The sequence below is a fragment of the Myceligenerans cantabricum genome (assembly GCF_054777735.1).
This window is the reverse complement of record NZ_BAAHAJ010000002.1, coordinates 11,127-28,175: the sequence shown is the minus strand read 5'-3', so window position 1 is coordinate 28,175 and position 17,049 is coordinate 11,127. Positions and strand designations below refer to the sequence as shown.

The following is a 17,049-nucleotide window of genomic DNA, read 5'->3' as shown; positions in this document are numbered from 1 at the left end:
TCCTCACTCCGTGAGGGAGTTGACCTCGCCCGGCTCCAGGTTGCCGTCGCGGAGGTCGGTCCAGAACTTGGTGACCTCTTCCTCCGGGCCCAGCAGGACCGTGGAGCCCGCGCCGTTGCCCGGGTCGTAGCCGAGGCTCGCGATCGGCGGCGTGCCGGTGACGCCCTCCTCACCGTTGGCGCTCTGGAAGCGCACCGCGAGGAACGCCAGGTCGATCACGCCGGTGTCCTGGTCGACGGCGAGCGAGCCCAGGCCCGCGTCGGCCAGCGAGATCTGCCGGGCGGGGTTGAGCAGGAGTGCGGGGTCCTTGATCGCCTGCCCCACCTTGCCGATCACCTGGCGCTGCCGCTTCGCGCGGCCGATGTCGCCCTCCGGGTCGGAGTAGCGCATGCGGGAGAACGCGAGCGCCTCCTGCCCGGTCACCTCGTGGCAGCCGGCCGTCCACTGCATCTTGGAGCGCCAGTCGTCGACGTCCCGGTCGTAGCACAGCTCCACGCCGCCGACGGCGTCGACGATGTCGCTCACGCCGCCGAAGCCGACCTCGGCGTAGTGGTCGACGGTGAGTCCGCTGAGCCCTTCGACCGTCTGCACGAGCAGCTCCGGGCCGCCGAACGCGTACGCGGCGTTCAGCTTCTGCGGACCGACCCCGGGGATGTCGGCGAGCGTGTCGCGGGGCAGCGAGATGAGCGCCGTCGGGCCGGAGGACGGCTGGTGCAGCAGCAGGATCGTGTCGGTGCGGGCGCCGGTCGTGGCGTCGTCGATGCCACCGGACCCGCGGGCGTCGGAGCCTGCGATCAGGTACGTGGTTCCGGTCGTGCCGGACGCCTCGGACAGCGCGTCGACGTGCGTGATCTTGCCGTTGGCCCAGATCAGCAGGCCCACGGGCCAGGCGACGAGCGCCAGCACGACGAGGAACGCGACGAGCTTTCCCCGGCCCTTGCGGCGCGGGCGCGGCGCCGGCCGGCCCTGCGCGGGCCCGGGCGGAGGGTTCTGCCGGGGCGGGCCCGGCCGCGCCGGAGCGGGCGGGCGCTGCGTGGCGTGCGAGGTTCCGGGGCGTCGCTGCTGCGGGACCGGCGCGGCGTTCAGGCCCGACGCCCGTCCCGTGGCACGGCGCGGCGGGATGGCTTGAGGCGGTTGAGCACCCTGCGGCGGCACGGACCGCGGCGGGACTGGCGGTGGATTGCCACCGGACACTGGGACCTCCCGGGAGGACTGTCGTTTGATGCGTGGTTCGCTGGTTCGTTCGCCCACAGGAATACCAGCACCGGGGGTCGGAGCGGGGTGCGGCGTGCCGCCCGTGACCGACTTGCTGCCCGACGTCGCACCTGGTCGCGCAGCCTCCTGCGCCGCGTCGCCGACGGCGATCGCCCCGTCGGCCACCGGCCGGCCCCCCGACTGCTGCGGTGTGAAGCTCGGCGGGATCGGCGCCGCGACCCGGGTGTCGTCTCCGACCCGGGTGGGATCGTCGTCGGTCGTGGGATCTGGCATGTCTCTCTCCGTCAGCCGCAGACGGCAGTCGTGTCGGCGCCGGTGAACGCTTCTCTACCGGCTTCCTTGACGTCGTCGGCGCTGGGGGACGCCGCAGGTTCGATCGTCTCTCCCGCGACCGGCGAGGGCGGGGCCGACGCGCCGGGAGCGTCCGAGGTCCCGGGGGACGCGGACGCCGCTGCCGCTGCCGGGTCCTGGTTGGCGGGGCGGTCGTGCTTCAGGTTGTCCCAGAGCAGGTCGGCCTCGGAGGTCCACACCACGTTGTTGATGTCGGCCGGGTCGGTGGCGTACGGCACCGTCAGGAAGGTGACGTCCTCGGGCTGCACGCCGCGCAGGCTGTAGGCGAGGCCGGTGAGGTTCTGGAGCCTCGCGGTCGCGTCGTCCATGGTCATCGAGCTGGTGACCGCGTCGATGAAGCTCAGCGTCTTGCCCGGGTCGGACAGCGTCTCGGCGCTGAAGACCGTACGCACGAGCGACGCGAGCAGCTCCTGCTGCCGGCCGATCCGGCTGAGGTCGCTGCCGTCGGAGATGCCCTTGCGCGCCCGCGCGTAGTCGAGCGCCACCTGCCCGTCGAGGGTCTGCGTGCCCGCCTCCAGGTGCAGGTTGTTCGCCAGGGGGACGTCGATGGTCTCCTCGATGCAGAGCTTGACGCCGCCCACGGCGTCGATCATCCGCTGGAACCCCTGGAAGTCGATCACCATGAACCCGTCGAGAAAGACCCCGGTCAAGGTCTCGACGGTCTGCATCGTGCACAGCGCGCCCGACGCCGTGTCGCCGCCGACGTCCGCCCCTGCCGCGAAGGCGCCGTTGAACTTGCCGTACTGCGGCGCCGTGATGGTCCCGGTCGTGGTGACGCAGGACGGGATCTCCACCGTGGAGTCGCGCGGGATCGAGACCGCCTCGATCCGCGACCGGTCCCCCGAGACGTGCAGCAGGATCGTCGTGTCCGCCCGCTCGCCCCCGGACGCCGTGCCCCCGATGTTCCCGTTCTCGCCCTCGCGCGAGTCGCTCCCCATCAGCAGGAGGTTCACCGGGGCGCCCGCGTTCGGGTCGGTGGGGGTGACCTTGTCCGGACGGTTCGTCAGCAGGTCCGTGCCCGCGGTGTCGATGTTCCCGGACCACCGCCACAGCGCCGCGGCCGCCCCTGAGACGGCGAGCGCGAGGACGCCCGTCAGCACCATCGCGACGACGCGCGTGGTGGAGCCCGGCCCGGTCAGAACACGCGCGTGAGCAGGACCGGAGGTATGGTCCAGCCCCGCTCCGGGTGTGCTGAAGTCGGGAAAGGTCACAACTTCAGAGCATAGGCGAGCGTCCTTGCACCCGGCGCAGAGGCAGGACAGAGGGTCGGTAGAGGGTTCGTGGAGAACGGGTCAGTCGGTCCCCACGGGCGTCTCACCCGATTCTCTCCGTGGCGACGAGCCGGTCGCGGCGCGCGCCGTCGGCCTCGAGCGCGGCGGCGGTGGCCGGGCTGGTGAGCACCACGGAGCCCGCTCCCGCCCAGATCCCGAGGAGCTCGCGCAGCACCTCGGCGATCCCGCCCCGGCCGTCGACGAGGATGCGTGCCGCGCCCCCGGGCTCCGGGACGAGCTCCGCGTGCGTGACGGTGCGTCCCTCCCGCGGGCCGCCCGCGGCCGCCTCCGAGCCGGTCAGGGCCGCGCGGCCCGGCTCGGGTTCCGGGGCGTAGATCACCTGGTCGGCGTAGGTCATCACGGCGGAGGCCGCGTCCATGGCGCCCGGCGGGAGCTCGCCGTCGTACCGGCGGGCGAGCGCGGGCAGGCTGACGACGACGAGGTCCGCCGCCGAGCCGGCCCAGCGTCCGGGCGCAGCGGTGACGACGACGTCGAGGTCGCGGGACGCCGGGACTCCCGCGCCGTCGTCGAGCAGCACCACGGTCCCACCCACGCGCCACACCGCGAGCGCCCAGGTCACCGTGCGCCAGTGCACCGGAAGATCGACCCCAACCTTTGTCCCGGGTTGTACGTCGTACTCCTCGACGAGCAGATTCGTGGTTTTCGCGACCCAGTTGGCGAGGACCGCGCCGGAGAGCTCGACCCTTTCGCCGTCCTCGCCGTACCAGGTCAGGCGGGGACGGCCGGGGTCGGACTGGAGCCGGTCGAGGAGAGTGGAGACGAGCATGGCCCGAGCCTATGCGCCGCGGGCGGTGGCCCGCGCCGCCGTGGGGACGGGGATTTGGCGAGCCCTCGGGGCGTGCGCGTCCACCGAGGTGAGCGCGATTTTCTTGTGAAGCCCTGTTCCGATAGCACACTTCCGCTTGACGACTCCACACGACACGCGTGTAATTCCATGTATGCAGTTTTCGTAGCGCAGCAAGAGCGCGGACACGCGCGACACATCACTGAGAGAGACGGCATGGAGGAGCACATCATGTGGAACATGCTGGAGGTGGGCGGCGATATCCCGTCCGATGCCGAGCGTCCGAGCGAGAACATGGCGGACGTGCTGTCGCTCTTCGACGCCCCGCAGGAAGAGGCCCTGCTCGGCTGGCAGGAGCGTGCCCTCTGCGCTCAGACGGACCCCGAGGCGTTCTTCCCCGAGAAGGGCGGCTCCACGCGCGAGGCGAAGAAGGTCTGCCAGGGCTGCGAGGTCAAGGCCGAGTGCCTCGACTACGCCCTGGCGAACGACGAGCGGTTCGGCATCTGGGGCGGCCTGTCGGAGCGTGAGCGCCGCAAGCTCAAGCGCCGCGCCGTCTGATCCGTCCCTGTCCGACCCCCCGCTCTTCGGTTCCCCAGTCCGATCCCCCTCTGCCCGATCCCCCGGTGACGTGCGGGCAGCACCGAACATCTGGTCCGGCGCGACACGCCGCATTCACGTCCTTCCTCTGCGGATCCGGCGCGCAGTGCGCATGATGGGCGACGAGATGACGTCGACACCCACGGGCCTGCCACCCCGCCCCAGCCCCGACCCCGCTCTCGCCGCGGTCCGGTCGGTCACCGGAGCCGTCCCCGCCCTCGTCGCCGTGACGGCCGTGGTCGTGACACGCGGCCGGAGCCCGTACCTCGAAGCCACGCTCGCCGCGGTCCGCGCCCAGTCCCGCACGCCGCAGCAGATCGTCGTCGTCGACGTCGACACCGCTCACTCCACGTCCGCGCACCGGGGGCTCAGCCTCGACGGCGCACGTTATGTCGCGGCGAGCCGCTCCCGGTCGTTCGGCGACGCCGTCGACGCGGCGGTCGCCGACTTCAGCACCGGGAGCGACGCGAGCACGCCGGACTGGCTCTGGCTCCTGCACGACGACGCCGCCCCCGAGCGGGGCGCGCTGGCGGCGCTGGTCCGCTCGGTCGAGCACACCAGCACGGTCGCGATCGCCGGGTGCAAGCAGCGCACCTGGGAGCTGGACGACGACGGTACGCCGCGCGACCCGGACGACCCGGGCCGCGGGGTCCTGCTCCAGGTGGGCTACACGGTCACCCCGCTGGGGCGGCGCATGACCGGGCTCGACGAGACAGAGATCGACCAGGGCCAGCACGACTCCCGCCAGGACGTGCTCGCCGTCGGCCTGGCCGGGGCGCTGGTACGGACGTCGGTGTGGCGCGACCTGGGCGGGACCGACCCCGAGTACGGCCCGTTCGGGGACTCGCTCGAGCTCTGCCGCCGCGTCCGGCTGGCGGGGCACCGGGTGACGGTCGTGCCCGACGCCGTGGTCCGGCACGCGCAGGCCTCCCTGACGGACCCGGCGAACCGGAGCCGGCTGCGGCGTGCGCGGCTCAGGTTCCGGCTCGTGACCGCCGCGCCCTGGCTGCTCGGCTGGGCGATGCTCGCGACAGTCGTCGGCGCGCCGTTCCTGGCTGCCTACCGGCTCGCGGTGAAGCAGCCGGCAGCCGCCCGCGACGAGCTGATGGCGCCCCTGTGGATGCTGCTGGGCCTGCGCGGCGTGCTGCGCGCCCGGCGCCGCACCGCGCACAGCGCCACGCAGCCCTACCGCGTGCTGCGTCCCCTGCTCGGGACCTGGCGGCAGGCGTTCCGGGAGCTCCACGAACGGCGGCTCGCGCGCGCCGACGCCCGCTACACCGGCCCCGACGACCTCGACCGGGCGGACCTGCGCCAGATGGCGACGCGCCGTCGCACGGTGCTCATGGTCGTCCTGCTCGCGACGGCCGGGCTCGCCGCCGCGGTCTTCGGCCCCGCGCTCGGCACGCTGGCCGACGGCGGCCGGCTCGTCGGTGGAGCGCTCCTGCCCGCGTCGGCCGACGCGGGCCAGACCTGGACGGCTGCCACCTCCGGCTGGGTGCGCTCGGGACTCGGCGAGGCCGGGCCGGGCGACCCGCTGCTGCTCACGCTGACGGTGCTCGCCCTGCTGGCCGGCGGCTCGCTCCAGACCGCGGTCTCCATCCTGTTCATCGTGGCCGTCCCGCTCGCCGCGCTCGGCGGGTGGGCGGCGGCCGGGGCCGTGACCAGGTCCGTCGGGGTGCGGGTGGCCGCGGCGTTCGCCTGGGCGGCCGCTCCCCCGTTGCTCGGGGCGCTGTCGGGCGGGCTGCTCGGGGCGCTCGTCGCCCACCTCGCCCTGCCGTTCGCCGCGCTCGCGATCGTGCGGTCCGTGGGCGCGCAGCGCATCGACTTCCCGACGCGCTCCAGCGTCGACGACATCGCCGACCGGCCCGTGCTCGACGGCACGTTCGTCGCCGAGGGGCGCGGCCGGCGCCTCGGCGCGGCCGGCGCGGCCGGGCTCGCGCTCGCCGTCGCGGTGTCCGGCGCCCCCGTGCTGCTGCCGATCGCCGTGCTGGTGCTGGCCGCCGCGGCGTTCGCGGCCCCGTCGCGCCGCGTCCATCTCGCGCTGGCGCTCCTGCCGTCGCTGGTCGCGTGCGCCCCGCTGCTGGTCCATGTCGTCCGGACCCGCGACGTCGGCCTGCTCACGGCCGACCCCCTGGTCCTGCCCGGCACGCTCCCCGCGGACGGCCCCGCCGCGGGATGGCAGACGCTCCTCGGGCAGACCGGCACCCCCGCCCCGTGGTTCGGCGGTGCCTGGCCGGGGCTGGGGCTCGGGCCCTACCTGCTCGGCGGTCTGCTGTGCGTGGTCGCGCTCGCCGCGCTGGTCGGCTCGCGCACCGCCGGCGCGCGGGTCGGCTGGTTCGTCGCCGCGTGCGGCCTCACCGTCGCGGTGTCGGCCGACGGCGGCGCGGGCGGCCTCCTCGGCCCCGTGCTCGGCGACCTGCCGGGCGGCACCGGCTCGGGGACTGCGCTCACCTCGGTCGTCCTGCTCGGGCTCGGCGGCGCCGCCCTCGGGACCACGCGCTCGGTGCGGGCCCGGCGCTCCGCGCGGCCGATCATGGCGGCGGGGATCGCGGTGCCGCTGGTGATCGGTCTGGTGAGTGCCGCGGGCCTCGCCTCCTGGTACCTGGCCGGGCCGATCTCCGGCGGTGGCGTGCACGCCACCGCACGGGCCGCCGTCCCCGCCGTCGGACAGCAGATGCAGGCCGCGCCGCGGCAGGCGCGCGTCCTGCAGATCGGTCTCGCCGAGGACGGCGCCGTCGAGCACGCCCTGCTCCGAGCCGACGGGACACAGCTCGTCGACGCGTCGGTGTCCACCGGCGTCGGCGGGCCGGACGACGAGCAGGCCGGCACGGCGGCCGCCGTCGACGACGTCGCCGCACGGCTCGCGGCCGGCACCGACCCGGACGTCGCCGACCGGCTCGCCGCCCTCGGCATCGGCGCCGTGCAGGTCCGCACGCCCGAGGCCGGGGACGACGCCGCGGCCGACAGCACCGGCGAGGCCGCGCGGAACGCGGACCTCACGATCGCGCTCGACACGACCCCGGGAGTGGAGCGGATCACCCAGGGACAGCCCACCACCCTGTGGCGCGTGCGGACCGCCGAGGTCCCGGCCCCGGGCTGGGCACACCTCGAGAACGGCAGCACCGCGATCCCCGTCGCCTCCGGCGGCCCGAGCGTCCACACCGAGGTGGGCGCGGGCGACGCCGGTCGGCGGGTCGTCCTCGCCGAGTCCGCGGCGCCGGGCTGGTCGGCCACGCTCGACGGCCGCCGCCTGGAGCCCGTGGAGGTGGCGGCGGCGGACGCGACCCTGCAGGGCTTCGCCCTGGGCGCCGACGGCGGCCGCCTCGACATCGGCTACCACACACCGCACCGCACCACCTGGATGGTGGCGCTGGGACTCGTGGGCGCGGTGTTCGTCCTGCTCGCCCTCCCGGTCCGAGCGCGGCGGTCACGATGACGGCCTGGACGACGACGCGCCGGGTGAGCGCCCACGTCCTCGGTGTCGCGTGCGTCGCGGTGGTGGCGGTGCTCGCCCAGCACGCCCCCGGCGGCACGGCGGACACGACGCCCGCCCGCGCGGTCACCGTCGCCCCGGGACCGACCACGCTGGTCTGCCCGGCGCCGGCCTCGCTCGTCCAGGAGGACGTCGGCGACGACCAGTTCGACGCCACCCCGGTCGACACCGAGTCCTCGGTGACGGTCGCCGCCGAGGCAACCGACGTCGCCGGCCTCGACGGGCAGGAAGCGCCCGACGACGCGGCGAGCGTGCTGCGGGCCGAGCCGGGCGCCGTCGCGGCGGCGACCGCGACGTCGGTCACGACGGCCGGCGACCTGCGCGGGCTCGTGGCGGGTGCCTGCCGGGCACCGGCGATCGAGCACTGGCTCGCGGGCGGGTCGACCGACGTGGGGTCGAGCTCACGCCTCGTGCTGCAGAACCCAGGCCGCACCGCGGCGTCGGTGTCGCTGGCGGCGTGGGGGCCGTCGGGACCGGTCACCCTCGGCGGGCAGGCGGTGGTGGTCGTACCGCCGGGCGAGCAGGTGTCCACGACGCTGGAGGCGATCGCGCCGGGACAGCGGCGGCTCGTGGTGCACGCGGTGAGCCAGGGTGCGCGCGTGCACGCCTCCGTCCAGCACCACCGGCTCGACGGGCTCGTGCCCCAGGGCGCGGACCTCGTGACGGGAGGGGCGGCGCCGGCGCCGGCCGTGGCGGTCGCCGGCATGGTGAGCCGCGGCGAGTCCGTGGAGGACCCGTACGCGCCGGCGCTGCGGCTGCTCGCCCCCGGCGAGCGCGACGGCTCCGCGCGCGTCAGCGTCTACGGGGAGGACGGTCGCGAGTGGCTGCGCGGCCTCGACGACGTGGAGCTCGCTGCGGGCACGGTGACCGACGTCCCGCTCGGCGGGCTGCCCGCGGGACGGTACACCGTGGTGGTGGACGCGACCGTGCCGGTGGTCGGCAGCGGGCTGGTGCACCGGCGCGGCCGGGCCGACCGGGACGCGGAGGTCGACGAGGATCCGTACGACACGGCGTGGATCGCCGGGCAGGTGGTGGACGACAGCGGCCGTGGCGGTACCGGCGACGACACGGGTCAGGACGCGCGGTCGGCTTCCGCCGGCCTGCTCGCCGTCCCCGACGGGCTGTCGTGGTCGTTGAACGCTGCCGCGATCCCGACCGAACGGGGCGAGGACGACGACCTCACAGGATCCGCCGACGTGACGATCACCGGCTACGCGGCCGACGCCACCGAGACGGGCACCCTGGACGTCGAGATCCCGGCCGGGGAGGACATCGACCTGTCCGGCGACGACCTGGAGCCCCTGGGCAGGAACGTGGCCGCGATCCGCCTGACCGCCACCGGCGACGCCGCCACGGCCTGGGCCCTCCGCCTGGCCGACGACGCCCTGATCGCGACGCTCACGCCGCCACGGACCGCGGCCACGGAGAACACGGTCACCGTCCGGGACGTGGTGGCCGACTAAGCGATCGCGCGGGTGGGGGACGACCGCGAGGTAGGGGCGAGTGCTCAGGTAGGCGCCAGGGGGCGCTCCCCACGCCCCTACGTGAGCACTCGCCCCTACCTCGCCGTGGTCCCTTACCCGCGCGATCGCTAAGGCTTCGGTTCGGCGCTATCCTTCGGCGACCTCGGCGCGGAGCTTCTCCCCCTTGCCGTACGCCAGGTCACGCAGGTCCGCCTGGAAGACCAGCATCCGCTCACGGAGCGCCGCGGAGGCCTCGTCCGCGCCGGCGGCGAGGATGCGCGCCGCCAGCAGGCCCGCGTTGCGGGCCCCGCCGATCGACACGGTCGCCACCGGCACCCCCGCCGGCATCTGCACGATCGACAGCAGCGAGTCCATGCCGTCCAGGTGCTTGAGCGGGACCGGTACGCCGATCACGGGCAGCGGCGTCACGGCCGCGAGCATGCCGGGCAGGTGCGCGGCGCCACCCGCGCCCGCGATGATCGTCCGCAGGCCACGGCCGGCGGCGGTACGCCCGTAGTCGATCATCTCGGTCGGCATGCGGTGCGCGGAGACGACGTCGACCTCGACCGGAACGTCGAACTCGGCCAGGGCGTCCGCCGCCGCCCGCATCACGGGCCAGTCCGAGTCGGACCCCATGACGATTCCGACCTGCGGGTTGGTGCTCACAGTGCGTTCTCCTTCGTCTCGACGGGACCGGCCACAGGAGCGGGGGACTCCGCCCTCGAACCTGTGCTGTCCGCCCGGCCACCGTCGTCGTCCCCCATCAGCAGGGCCGCCGCTCCCCTGGCCGCGGCGCGCACCTCGTCCAGGTCGGCGCCGCTCACGTTCACGTGGCCGAGCTTGCGGCCGGGGCGGATGCCCTTGCCGTACAGGTTGACCCGGGCGGTGTCGAAGCGCGCGAGCAGGTCCGGAAGCACGTCGGTCAACTCCGCACGGGCGGAACCGAGCACGTTCACCATGACGGTCCACGGCGCGACCGGGCCCGTCGCACCGAGCGGCAGGTCCAGGACCGCGCGCAGGTGCTGCTCGAACTGGCTCGTCACCGACCCGTCGATGGTCCAGTGGCCCGAGTTGTGCGGGCGCATCGCGAGTTCGTTCACCAGGACCGTCGTCGGGCCGTCCGGGGCGGCCGGGTCGACCGGCACCTCGAACAGCTCCACCGCGAGCACGCCGGTGACATCGAGGCCCTCGGCGACCGCGACGGCGATCTCGCGGGCCTGGGCGGCGACGTCGTCGGACAGGCCCGGCGCGGGGGCGATCACCTCCGAACACACGCCGTCGCGCTGGATCGACTCGACGACGGGCCACGTGCGGACCTCGCCGGACGGACGGCGCGCGACGAGCGCCGACAGCTCCCGCCGGAACGGGACCTTCTCCTCGACGAGCACCGGAGGCCCGCCCTCCGTGGCGGCGACGAGCCAGTCGTCCGCCTCGCCGGCGGCAGAGACCACACGCACGCCCTTGCCGTCGTACCCACCGCGGGCGAGCTTGACGACCGCCTCGCCGCCGACGTCGGCCAGGAACTCCATGAGTGCGGCCCTGCCCTCGTCGACCGACGGCGGCAGCGTGCGCCAGCGCGGGCACGGCACACCGAGCTCACCGAGGCGCGTGCGCATGACGATCTTGTCCTGCGCGGCGACGAGGGCGTGCGGGCCGGGACGCACCGGCGTCCCGTGCTCGATCAGATCGGTGAGCAGGGCGTTCGGCACGTGCTCGTGCTCGAAGGTGAGGACGTCGGCCGGGTCCTGGCCGCCGGGCGGGGCGATGAGGGCACGGATCGTGGCCTCGTCCGACGCGGCGCCGACAGGCGCGTCGGTCACGACCTGAGCGGCGGAGGTGCCGGGGCTCTCGACGAGGACGCGGAGATGCACTCCGAGTTCCGCGGCTGCGGGGGCCATCATCCGGGCGAGCTGTCCGCCGCCGACGACGGCGATCACGGGGGATGTCACGTGGATCAAGGGTACCGGGCGCGGTGGCGAGTCAGGCGCCCGCCCCCGCGCCTCACCGCGAACGTCCTTCCCGGTGCCCCCCGGACGTCACCCTCACGGGCTGCCCGGCACCTGCGTGGGCAGATCGGACCCGCTTGCCAGCGAAGCAACCTGCGAGCCGGACAGAGTCCCTTCGAACAACCAGACATCGTCGGCCAGACCGTGCCACGGTTCCGCCCACGCCCCGGCGAACTTCCCGCGGCCGAGGTCGAACGTCTGCACGTCGGCCGCCAAGCGCACGTCCTCGACCACGCCCGTCCCCGCGTCGTTGACGCCGTCGACGTAGAGACGTGCCGTACGAGTGCGGTAGTCGTAGCTGATCGCAAGGTGTGTCCACGCGCCCACGAACCCGGCGTCAGCGGAAGCCGTCCGCACCGATCCATCCGGAGTCCGGAGGCGCAGTTCCCAGGCGCCGGCTGCCTGACCTTCCGGTGTCATCGGATCTGGTACGTACCGGAGCGCGAGAGCGCTGGCATCGGCGCCCGTGAGACTGAGCAACGTGGCCGGCACGTTGACGTCTCCCGCGGCCCTCGCGAACGTCGCGACCGTGAAGTTCTCGGACATGTCAATCGGCGCCGGAGACGACGAGCCGTAGCCGCCCGCCGTCCCGAGGTCGAGCGCCTGCATGCCGATCCACCACTCCTCCGCCGGTACCGCGTCGCCGCCGAGGACAAGGTCCGGTGCCCCGGACACCTCATTGGTCACTGACGCCGCACCTGGAGCGGTGCCCTCGAAGCTCCAGCGCGAAGCGACGGCCTGACGCAGCTCTGGGCTGTCCGAGACGTGCTGGTCCACCTCGGAGCTGGTCAGCTGGCGGTCGTAGAGCCGCACGCCGTCGATCTGGCCGTGCACGAACGCCGACGGACAGTGACCACTCGGGTCATGCCCGAGGTAAACGGTACCTTCGGCGCCCACCGGATCCTGCATTGCGACCTCACCACCGGGAATCCCGTCGACGTAGATCCGAAGACTCGATTCGAGCTGGTCATACACCCCGACGAGATGTGTCCACCGGCCCACCTCAGGCTCCGCGCTCGGATGGACGACGGCGCGGTACCCGTCACCGTCGGACTCTTCGTCGTACCGAGCGAACGCCCACTGCCCACCGTCGGCAGTCCGCTCGTAGTAGAGCTTGAAGGCGAGCCTGTCCGATGAGCCCTGGGAGACGACCACCCCTTGCCCCTCGGGAAGCGAATCCAACCTGGCCCACGCCTCCACCGCGAAACTGGCCTCCGTGTCCACGCTCGCCTGCGAGGTCGCACCGTCGCCGTAACCGTCGAGGGCAAGCGCCGCGCCGGACGGGCCTTCGCCGGCGGGCAGGCTGACCGCCTGAGCATCCCCCTCAAGCTGGTAGGGCGTCGAGTCCTCACCGAACGTCCAGTCGCTGACGGCTGCACGGCCAGATCCGATCCTGATCTGATAGGTAGCCGTGCTGGACTTGTCACCCGAGTCGTTGAGGGCCCGAGCACTGATCGTGTGGACACCGGGCTCTTGCGGAACGAACCAGAAACCCGACACCGCCTCGTTCTCCGCCGACGGCGGCCCGTTGACGCCGTAGTGATACGAGACCACGTCGGGGTCGGTCGAGGAGAAGGTGAACCTGCCCTCGACGCCCACACCGTCCAGCCAGGGGTCCTCGGGGTCCGCCGGATCGGATTCTGGCCATGTCGGGCTGCTGATCGTCGGTGGAGCGGGCAGTTCGGCGGCAGCGGCCGGCGCCGACGCCAGCCCGGCGACCAGGGCGAGCGAGACCAGCACGACCGACGCCGCACGTCCCATGTCGTCACTGCCCGCGCCACGACGGAAAACACGTGGTTGCACTTCTGGTCCTCCAGGAGAGTCGATGGCAGGCCACGAAAGACAGAGGCGGTCCAGCTCATGGACGCACGGACGCTCTGCGGCCAGATCGCCCTTCGCGCCGAACCAACGAGAGAGGCACATGGCCTGACGCCCTCTCATCCACCCCAAACTGGGTGACACGGCACGGAGCCGTCGGACCGGTCAACAACCTACCCTCATACGGGCAAACAGTGTCAACATCGACATCCAGGCTCCGGCCTCGGACGGGGCCTGCGACGCCGCGGGTTCTCCCCGGGCGAGGGTCGCCTCACACCCCCGGCCGCACCAGTCCCGTCTCGTACGCCGTCACCACCGCCTGCACCCGGTCACGCGCCCCCAGCTTCGCCAGGACCCTTCCCACGTGCGTCTTCACCGTCGCCTCGGCCACGAACAGCTCCGCCGCGATCTCCTGGTTCGACCGTCCGCGCGCCATCAGCACGAGCACCTCGCGCTCCCGCTCGGTGAGCGCACCCAGCGCGGCGTGCGCCTCCGCGCCCTGCGGGTCGTTCACGGGCAGCGCGGTCACCAGGTGCTCCAGCAGCCGCCGGGTCGACGACGGCGCGATCACCGCGTCGCCCCGGTGCACCGTGCGTACCGCGGCGAGCAGCTCCTCCGGCGGGGCGTCCTTGAGCAGGAACCCGCTCGCGCCGACCCGGATCGCCTCGAGCACATACTCGTCGAGGTCGAACGTGGTCAGCACGACGACGCGCGGCGCGCCGTCCGCACCGTTCCCGCCGTCGGGTCCGAGCAGGCGTTCCGTGGCTTGGAGGCCGTCGAGGTGGGGCATGCGCACGTCCATGAGGACGACGTCGGCGGGCGTGCCGGCGAGCAGGCGCAGCGCCTGGACGCCGTCGCCCGCCTCGCCGACGACGGTCAGGTCCGGCTGCGAGTCGATCACCATGCGCAGGCCGGCTCGGACGAGCTGCTGGTCGTCGACCAGGACGACGCGGGTGGAGGCGGTCTCGGTCATGGATCCTCGTCGTTCGGTGTGCCGGCCGGCGTTCCGGCCGGTGCGTGTGCCGGTACGTCGCCGGGTGCGAGCCAGGAGTGCCCGACGGCGTCCGTGAGCGGGATCGGGACGACGAGCCGCACGCGGAACCCGCCACCCGGCCTCGCCCCCGCGGTGAGCTCGCCGCCGAACAGCTCGGCCCGCTCCCGCATCCCGACCAGACCGTACCCGGACCCGGGCGCACTGGGAGCACTCTCGCCGGCGAGGCCACGGCCGTCGTCGGACACCGTCAGCTCGACCTCGCGCCCACCCCAGCGGACCTGGACGGCCACGTGCGCGTCCGGCCCGCCGTGCTTGCGCACGTTCGTGAGCGCCTCCTGGGCGACCCGGAAGACGTTGAGCCCGAGACCGGACGGCAGACGACGCTCCTCGCCGACCCGCGCGTAGGAGACGTGCATCCCCTCGGCCCGGCACTGCTCCGCGAGTGCTTCGATCTGCGCGACGTCGGGCTGCGGCGCGAGGAGCGGCGGTGCGGCGGCGTCCGGGCCGGGCACGGACGAGCCGGGGATCTGGCGACGTCCCGCCGGCGGCGCCCCGGCGGCGGGTTCTCCGGGACGGTGCCGCCCTGTCCCGGCACCGGGTGCGCCCGGTGCGGGGCTCGTGCGCAGCACGCCGAGGATCGTGCGCATGTCGGCGAGGGCCGCACGACCCGTCTCGGCGATGGTCGAGAGGCTGCGCTCGGCGGCCCGCGGGTCGGACCGGGCGGCGTAGCGGCCGCCGTCGGCCTGCGCGATGACGATCGACAAGGAGTGCGCCACCACGTCATGCATCTCCCGAGCGATCCGAGCACGCTCCGCACCAGCAGCGATCTCCGCCTGCTGATCACGCTCGAGCTGCAGCCGATCAGCACGGTCACGCAACGCATCCAGCATCGCCCGCCGCGACCGACGAAACAGACCCAGCGCCCACCCGGAGACGAAGATCAGGAACGCGGCGACCGCTGCCGCCACGGCGCTCCCGTAGGGGTCGTCGGGGTAGATCCGGTGCATCCCCGCGTAGAACGCGGTGCACCCGGCCGCCGCCGCGGCGATGCCCGCACCGGGCGCCCAGCGGGGCCCGTACGCCGTCAGCGCGTAGAGCGAGCAGGGCAGCAGGAGGTCGATGGGCAGGACCAGCGGATGGCCGATCGCGACGTGGACGAGGGTGAGCACGAACAGGGCGCCGGCAGAGGCCACGGGCCTGGTCCGGAGCCAGACGAACGGCACCGTCATGAGCCCTGCCCACGCCGCGAGGAACCACGCGGGCAGGCCCTGCTGGCCGTAGGGGACCATCGCGGAGCTCGCGGCGCCGCCGCTGATCGTGAAGAACGCGGCGCAGGCCGCCAGGGTCGCGTCGGTGCCGAACCGGTGCCGGTCGAACCACCCGGTGACACGTTCGTACAGGCTGCGACGTTCCGCACGCGCCTCCCCGCGGGGGGCCGGCGTGCTCCGGGTCATGTCGTCGAGCGCTCCGCCGACCGGCCCGGCGGGGGTGCGGGCGGCGGACGCGCCAGTGGACTCGACGGAGGCGATGCCACCCGCTGCGGTCTCGGTCATGACTCCTGGTCCGTGGACGTGAGGGGCGAGGGAAGGGCATCGGTGTCGGGCTGCGCGGCAGGGACCGGGACGACGAGCCGTACGCGAAACCCGCCACCCGGCTTCGGGCCGGCGGTGAGCTCGCCACCGAACAGCTCGGCCCGCTCCCGCATCCCGACCAGACCGTACCCGGACCCGGGCGCGCTGGGAACAGTCCCCGAAGCGAGCCCGCGGCCGTCGTCGGACACCGCCAGCTCGACCTCGCGCTCACCCCAGCGGACCAGGACGGTCACGCGGGGGTCGGGCCCGGCGTGCTTGCGCACGTTCGTGAGCGCCTCCTGGGCGACCCGGAAGACGTTGAGCCCGATGCCGGGCGGAAGCTGGCGCTCCGCGCCGACGCGGGCGTAGGAGACGCGCAGCCCGTCGGAACGTGTCTGCTCGACCAGGGCCTCGATCTGCGTGACGTCGGGCTGGGGCGCGATCGGCGAGGGGGCGGAGTCCACCGCGGTACCCCCGGGGCGCGCGCCGGACACCCCGCGCGCGGGGGCCGTCTCCCCGGGGGCGCGCAGCACCCCGAGGATCTTGCGCATGTCGGCGAGGGCCGCGCGGCCCGTCTCGGCGATGGTGTGCAGCGCGCGGCCGGCCGCGTCCACGTCGGACCGGGCGGCGTAGCGGCCGCCGTCGGCCTGCGCGATGACGATCGACAAGGAGTGCGCCACCACGTCATGCATCTCCCGAGCGATCCGAGCACGCTCCGCACCAGCAGCGATCTCCGCCTGCTGATCACGCTCGAGCTGCAGCCGATCAGCACGGTCACGCAACGCATCCAGCATCGCCCGCCGCGACCGACGAAACAGACCCAGCGCCCACGCAGCGACGAAGATCAGGAACGCACCGATCGCGATCACCTCGGCGGCGCCCGAGTCGCCCGCGCCGAACCAGAACCTGACCTGGACGAACAGCAGGAGGCAGCCGCTCGCCGCCGCGATGATTCCCGCCCGCGGCGCCCAGCGCGGGCCGTAGGCGGTCAAGCCGTGGAGCGAGTAGGGCAGGATCAGGTCAACCGGCATCATGACCGGCACCCCCAGCCCCATGTGGGTCAGTGCGAGGACCAGCATCGCCCCTGTCGAGGCCACCGGCCGGGTCCGGACCCAGGCCATCGGCACCATCATGAGTGCGGACCACACGGCCGGGAACCATCCCGGTAGACCGGACGCCCAGACCATCGCCTCGGCGGCGCTGACCACGGTGACGAGCACGAAGCCACCGAGAACCACCGCCACGGCCGCGTCGGTCGCGAACCGGTGGCGCTCGAACCACCCCGACAGGCGCTCGTACAGGCTTGGGCTCTCCACGGTCGCCAGCGTAGGCGTAGCCGTTGACCGGCGCGTCATACCGTGGTAGCACTTGCCCTGGGCAGCGGAGATTTTGCGCGGTTCGTGAAGGGTTACCGAACCGATTCGTCAAACCGCGCGCCGTACCTCGTTCGTTGCAGCCAGGACGC

The 17,049-nt window shown here is 73.7% G+C and carries 12 protein-coding genes; 3 read left to right on the top strand and 9 right to left on the bottom strand.

From position 1 onward, the window contains the following. Positions 1–3: 3 nt before the first annotated feature. The 3 genes from ACYU96_RS01645 to ACYU96_RS01635 all read right to left on the bottom strand — a co-directional run bounded on the left by ACYU96_RS01645 (position 4) and on the right by ACYU96_RS01635 (position 3,624). Positions 4–1,488: an LCP family protein gene (locus ACYU96_RS01645; RefSeq protein ID WP_460748483.1), complete on the bottom strand. Its 1,485-nt coding sequence runs from the start codon at positions 1,486–1,488 to the stop codon at positions 4–6. An 11-nt stretch (positions 1,489–1,499) separates the two neighbouring features. Further along, the gene (locus ACYU96_RS01640) at positions 1,500–2,777 is read right to left on the bottom strand and encodes an LCP family protein (RefSeq protein ID WP_460748480.1); all 1,278 of its coding nucleotides are present in this window, start codon (positions 2,775–2,777) and stop codon (positions 1,500–1,502) included. Positions 2,778–2,880: 103 nt separating this feature from the next. Continuing rightward, positions 2,881–3,624 (bottom strand): TIGR03089 family protein, encoded by a 744-nt coding sequence (locus ACYU96_RS01635; RefSeq protein ID WP_460748478.1) that lies wholly within the window; start codon positions 3,622–3,624, stop codon positions 2,881–2,883. Between the two features lie 249 nt (positions 3,625–3,873). On the opposite strand from ACYU96_RS01635, the gene ACYU96_RS01630 reads away from it, so the two are divergent. The 3 genes from ACYU96_RS01630 to ACYU96_RS01620 all read left to right on the top strand — a co-directional run bounded on the left by ACYU96_RS01630 (position 3,874) and on the right by ACYU96_RS01620 (position 9,195). Further along, positions 3,874–4,200 carry a WhiB family transcriptional regulator gene (locus ACYU96_RS01630; protein WP_460748704.1) on the top strand — a complete coding sequence of 109 codons (327 nt, stop codon included), beginning with the start codon at positions 3,874–3,876 and terminating at the stop codon, positions 4,198–4,200. A 166-nt stretch (positions 4,201–4,366) separates the two neighbouring features. Next, positions 4,367–7,675 (top strand): glycosyltransferase, encoded by a 3,309-nt coding sequence (locus tag ACYU96_RS01625; RefSeq protein ID WP_460748475.1) that lies wholly within the window; start codon positions 4,367–4,369, stop codon positions 7,673–7,675. Then, positions 7,672–9,195, top strand: a complete 1,524-nt coding sequence (locus ACYU96_RS01620) for a DUF5719 family protein (protein ID WP_460748472.1) — start codon at positions 7,672–7,674, stop codon at positions 9,193–9,195. The genes ACYU96_RS01625 and ACYU96_RS01620 overlap by 4 nt, the downstream gene beginning before the upstream one ends. 147 nt (positions 9,196–9,342) lie before the next feature. Here the strand turns inward: ACYU96_RS01620 and purE are convergent, their stop codons facing one another. From purE to ACYU96_RS01590, 6 genes are all read right to left on the bottom strand, one after another. Next, positions 9,343–9,831, bottom strand: coding sequence for a 5-(carboxyamino)imidazole ribonucleotide mutase (purE, locus tag ACYU96_RS01615; RefSeq protein ID WP_460748702.1), 489 nt, complete (start codon positions 9,829–9,831; stop codon positions 9,343–9,345). Positions 9,832–9,857: 26 nt separating this feature from the next. Next, entirely contained in the window at positions 9,858–11,144 is a 1,287-nt protein-coding gene (locus ACYU96_RS01610; protein ID WP_460748470.1) for a 5-(carboxyamino)imidazole ribonucleotide synthase, read from the bottom strand. A gap of 93 nt (positions 11,145–11,237) precedes the next feature. Further along, on the bottom strand, positions 11,238–12,941 hold the full coding sequence (locus ACYU96_RS01605) for a LamG domain-containing protein (protein ID WP_460748467.1): 1,704 nt from the start codon (positions 12,939–12,941) through the stop codon (positions 11,238–11,240). A gap of 349 nt (positions 12,942–13,290) precedes the next feature. Then, on the bottom strand, positions 13,291–13,992 hold the full coding sequence (locus ACYU96_RS01600) for a response regulator (RefSeq protein ID WP_460748464.1): 702 nt from the start codon (positions 13,990–13,992) through the stop codon (positions 13,291–13,293). Then, complete coding sequence (locus ACYU96_RS01595) at positions 13,989–15,566, bottom strand: sensor histidine kinase (RefSeq protein WP_460748461.1); 1,578 nt, start codon at positions 15,564–15,566, stop codon at positions 13,989–13,991. Before ACYU96_RS01595 ends, ACYU96_RS01600 begins: the two co-directional genes overlap by 4 nt. Further along, positions 15,563–16,900 carry a sensor histidine kinase gene (locus tag ACYU96_RS01590; protein ID WP_460748458.1) on the bottom strand — a complete coding sequence of 446 codons (1,338 nt, stop codon included), beginning with the start codon at positions 16,898–16,900 and terminating at the stop codon, positions 15,563–15,565. Before ACYU96_RS01590 ends, ACYU96_RS01595 begins: the two co-directional genes overlap by 4 nt. Positions 16,901–17,049: the final 149 nt, after the last annotated feature.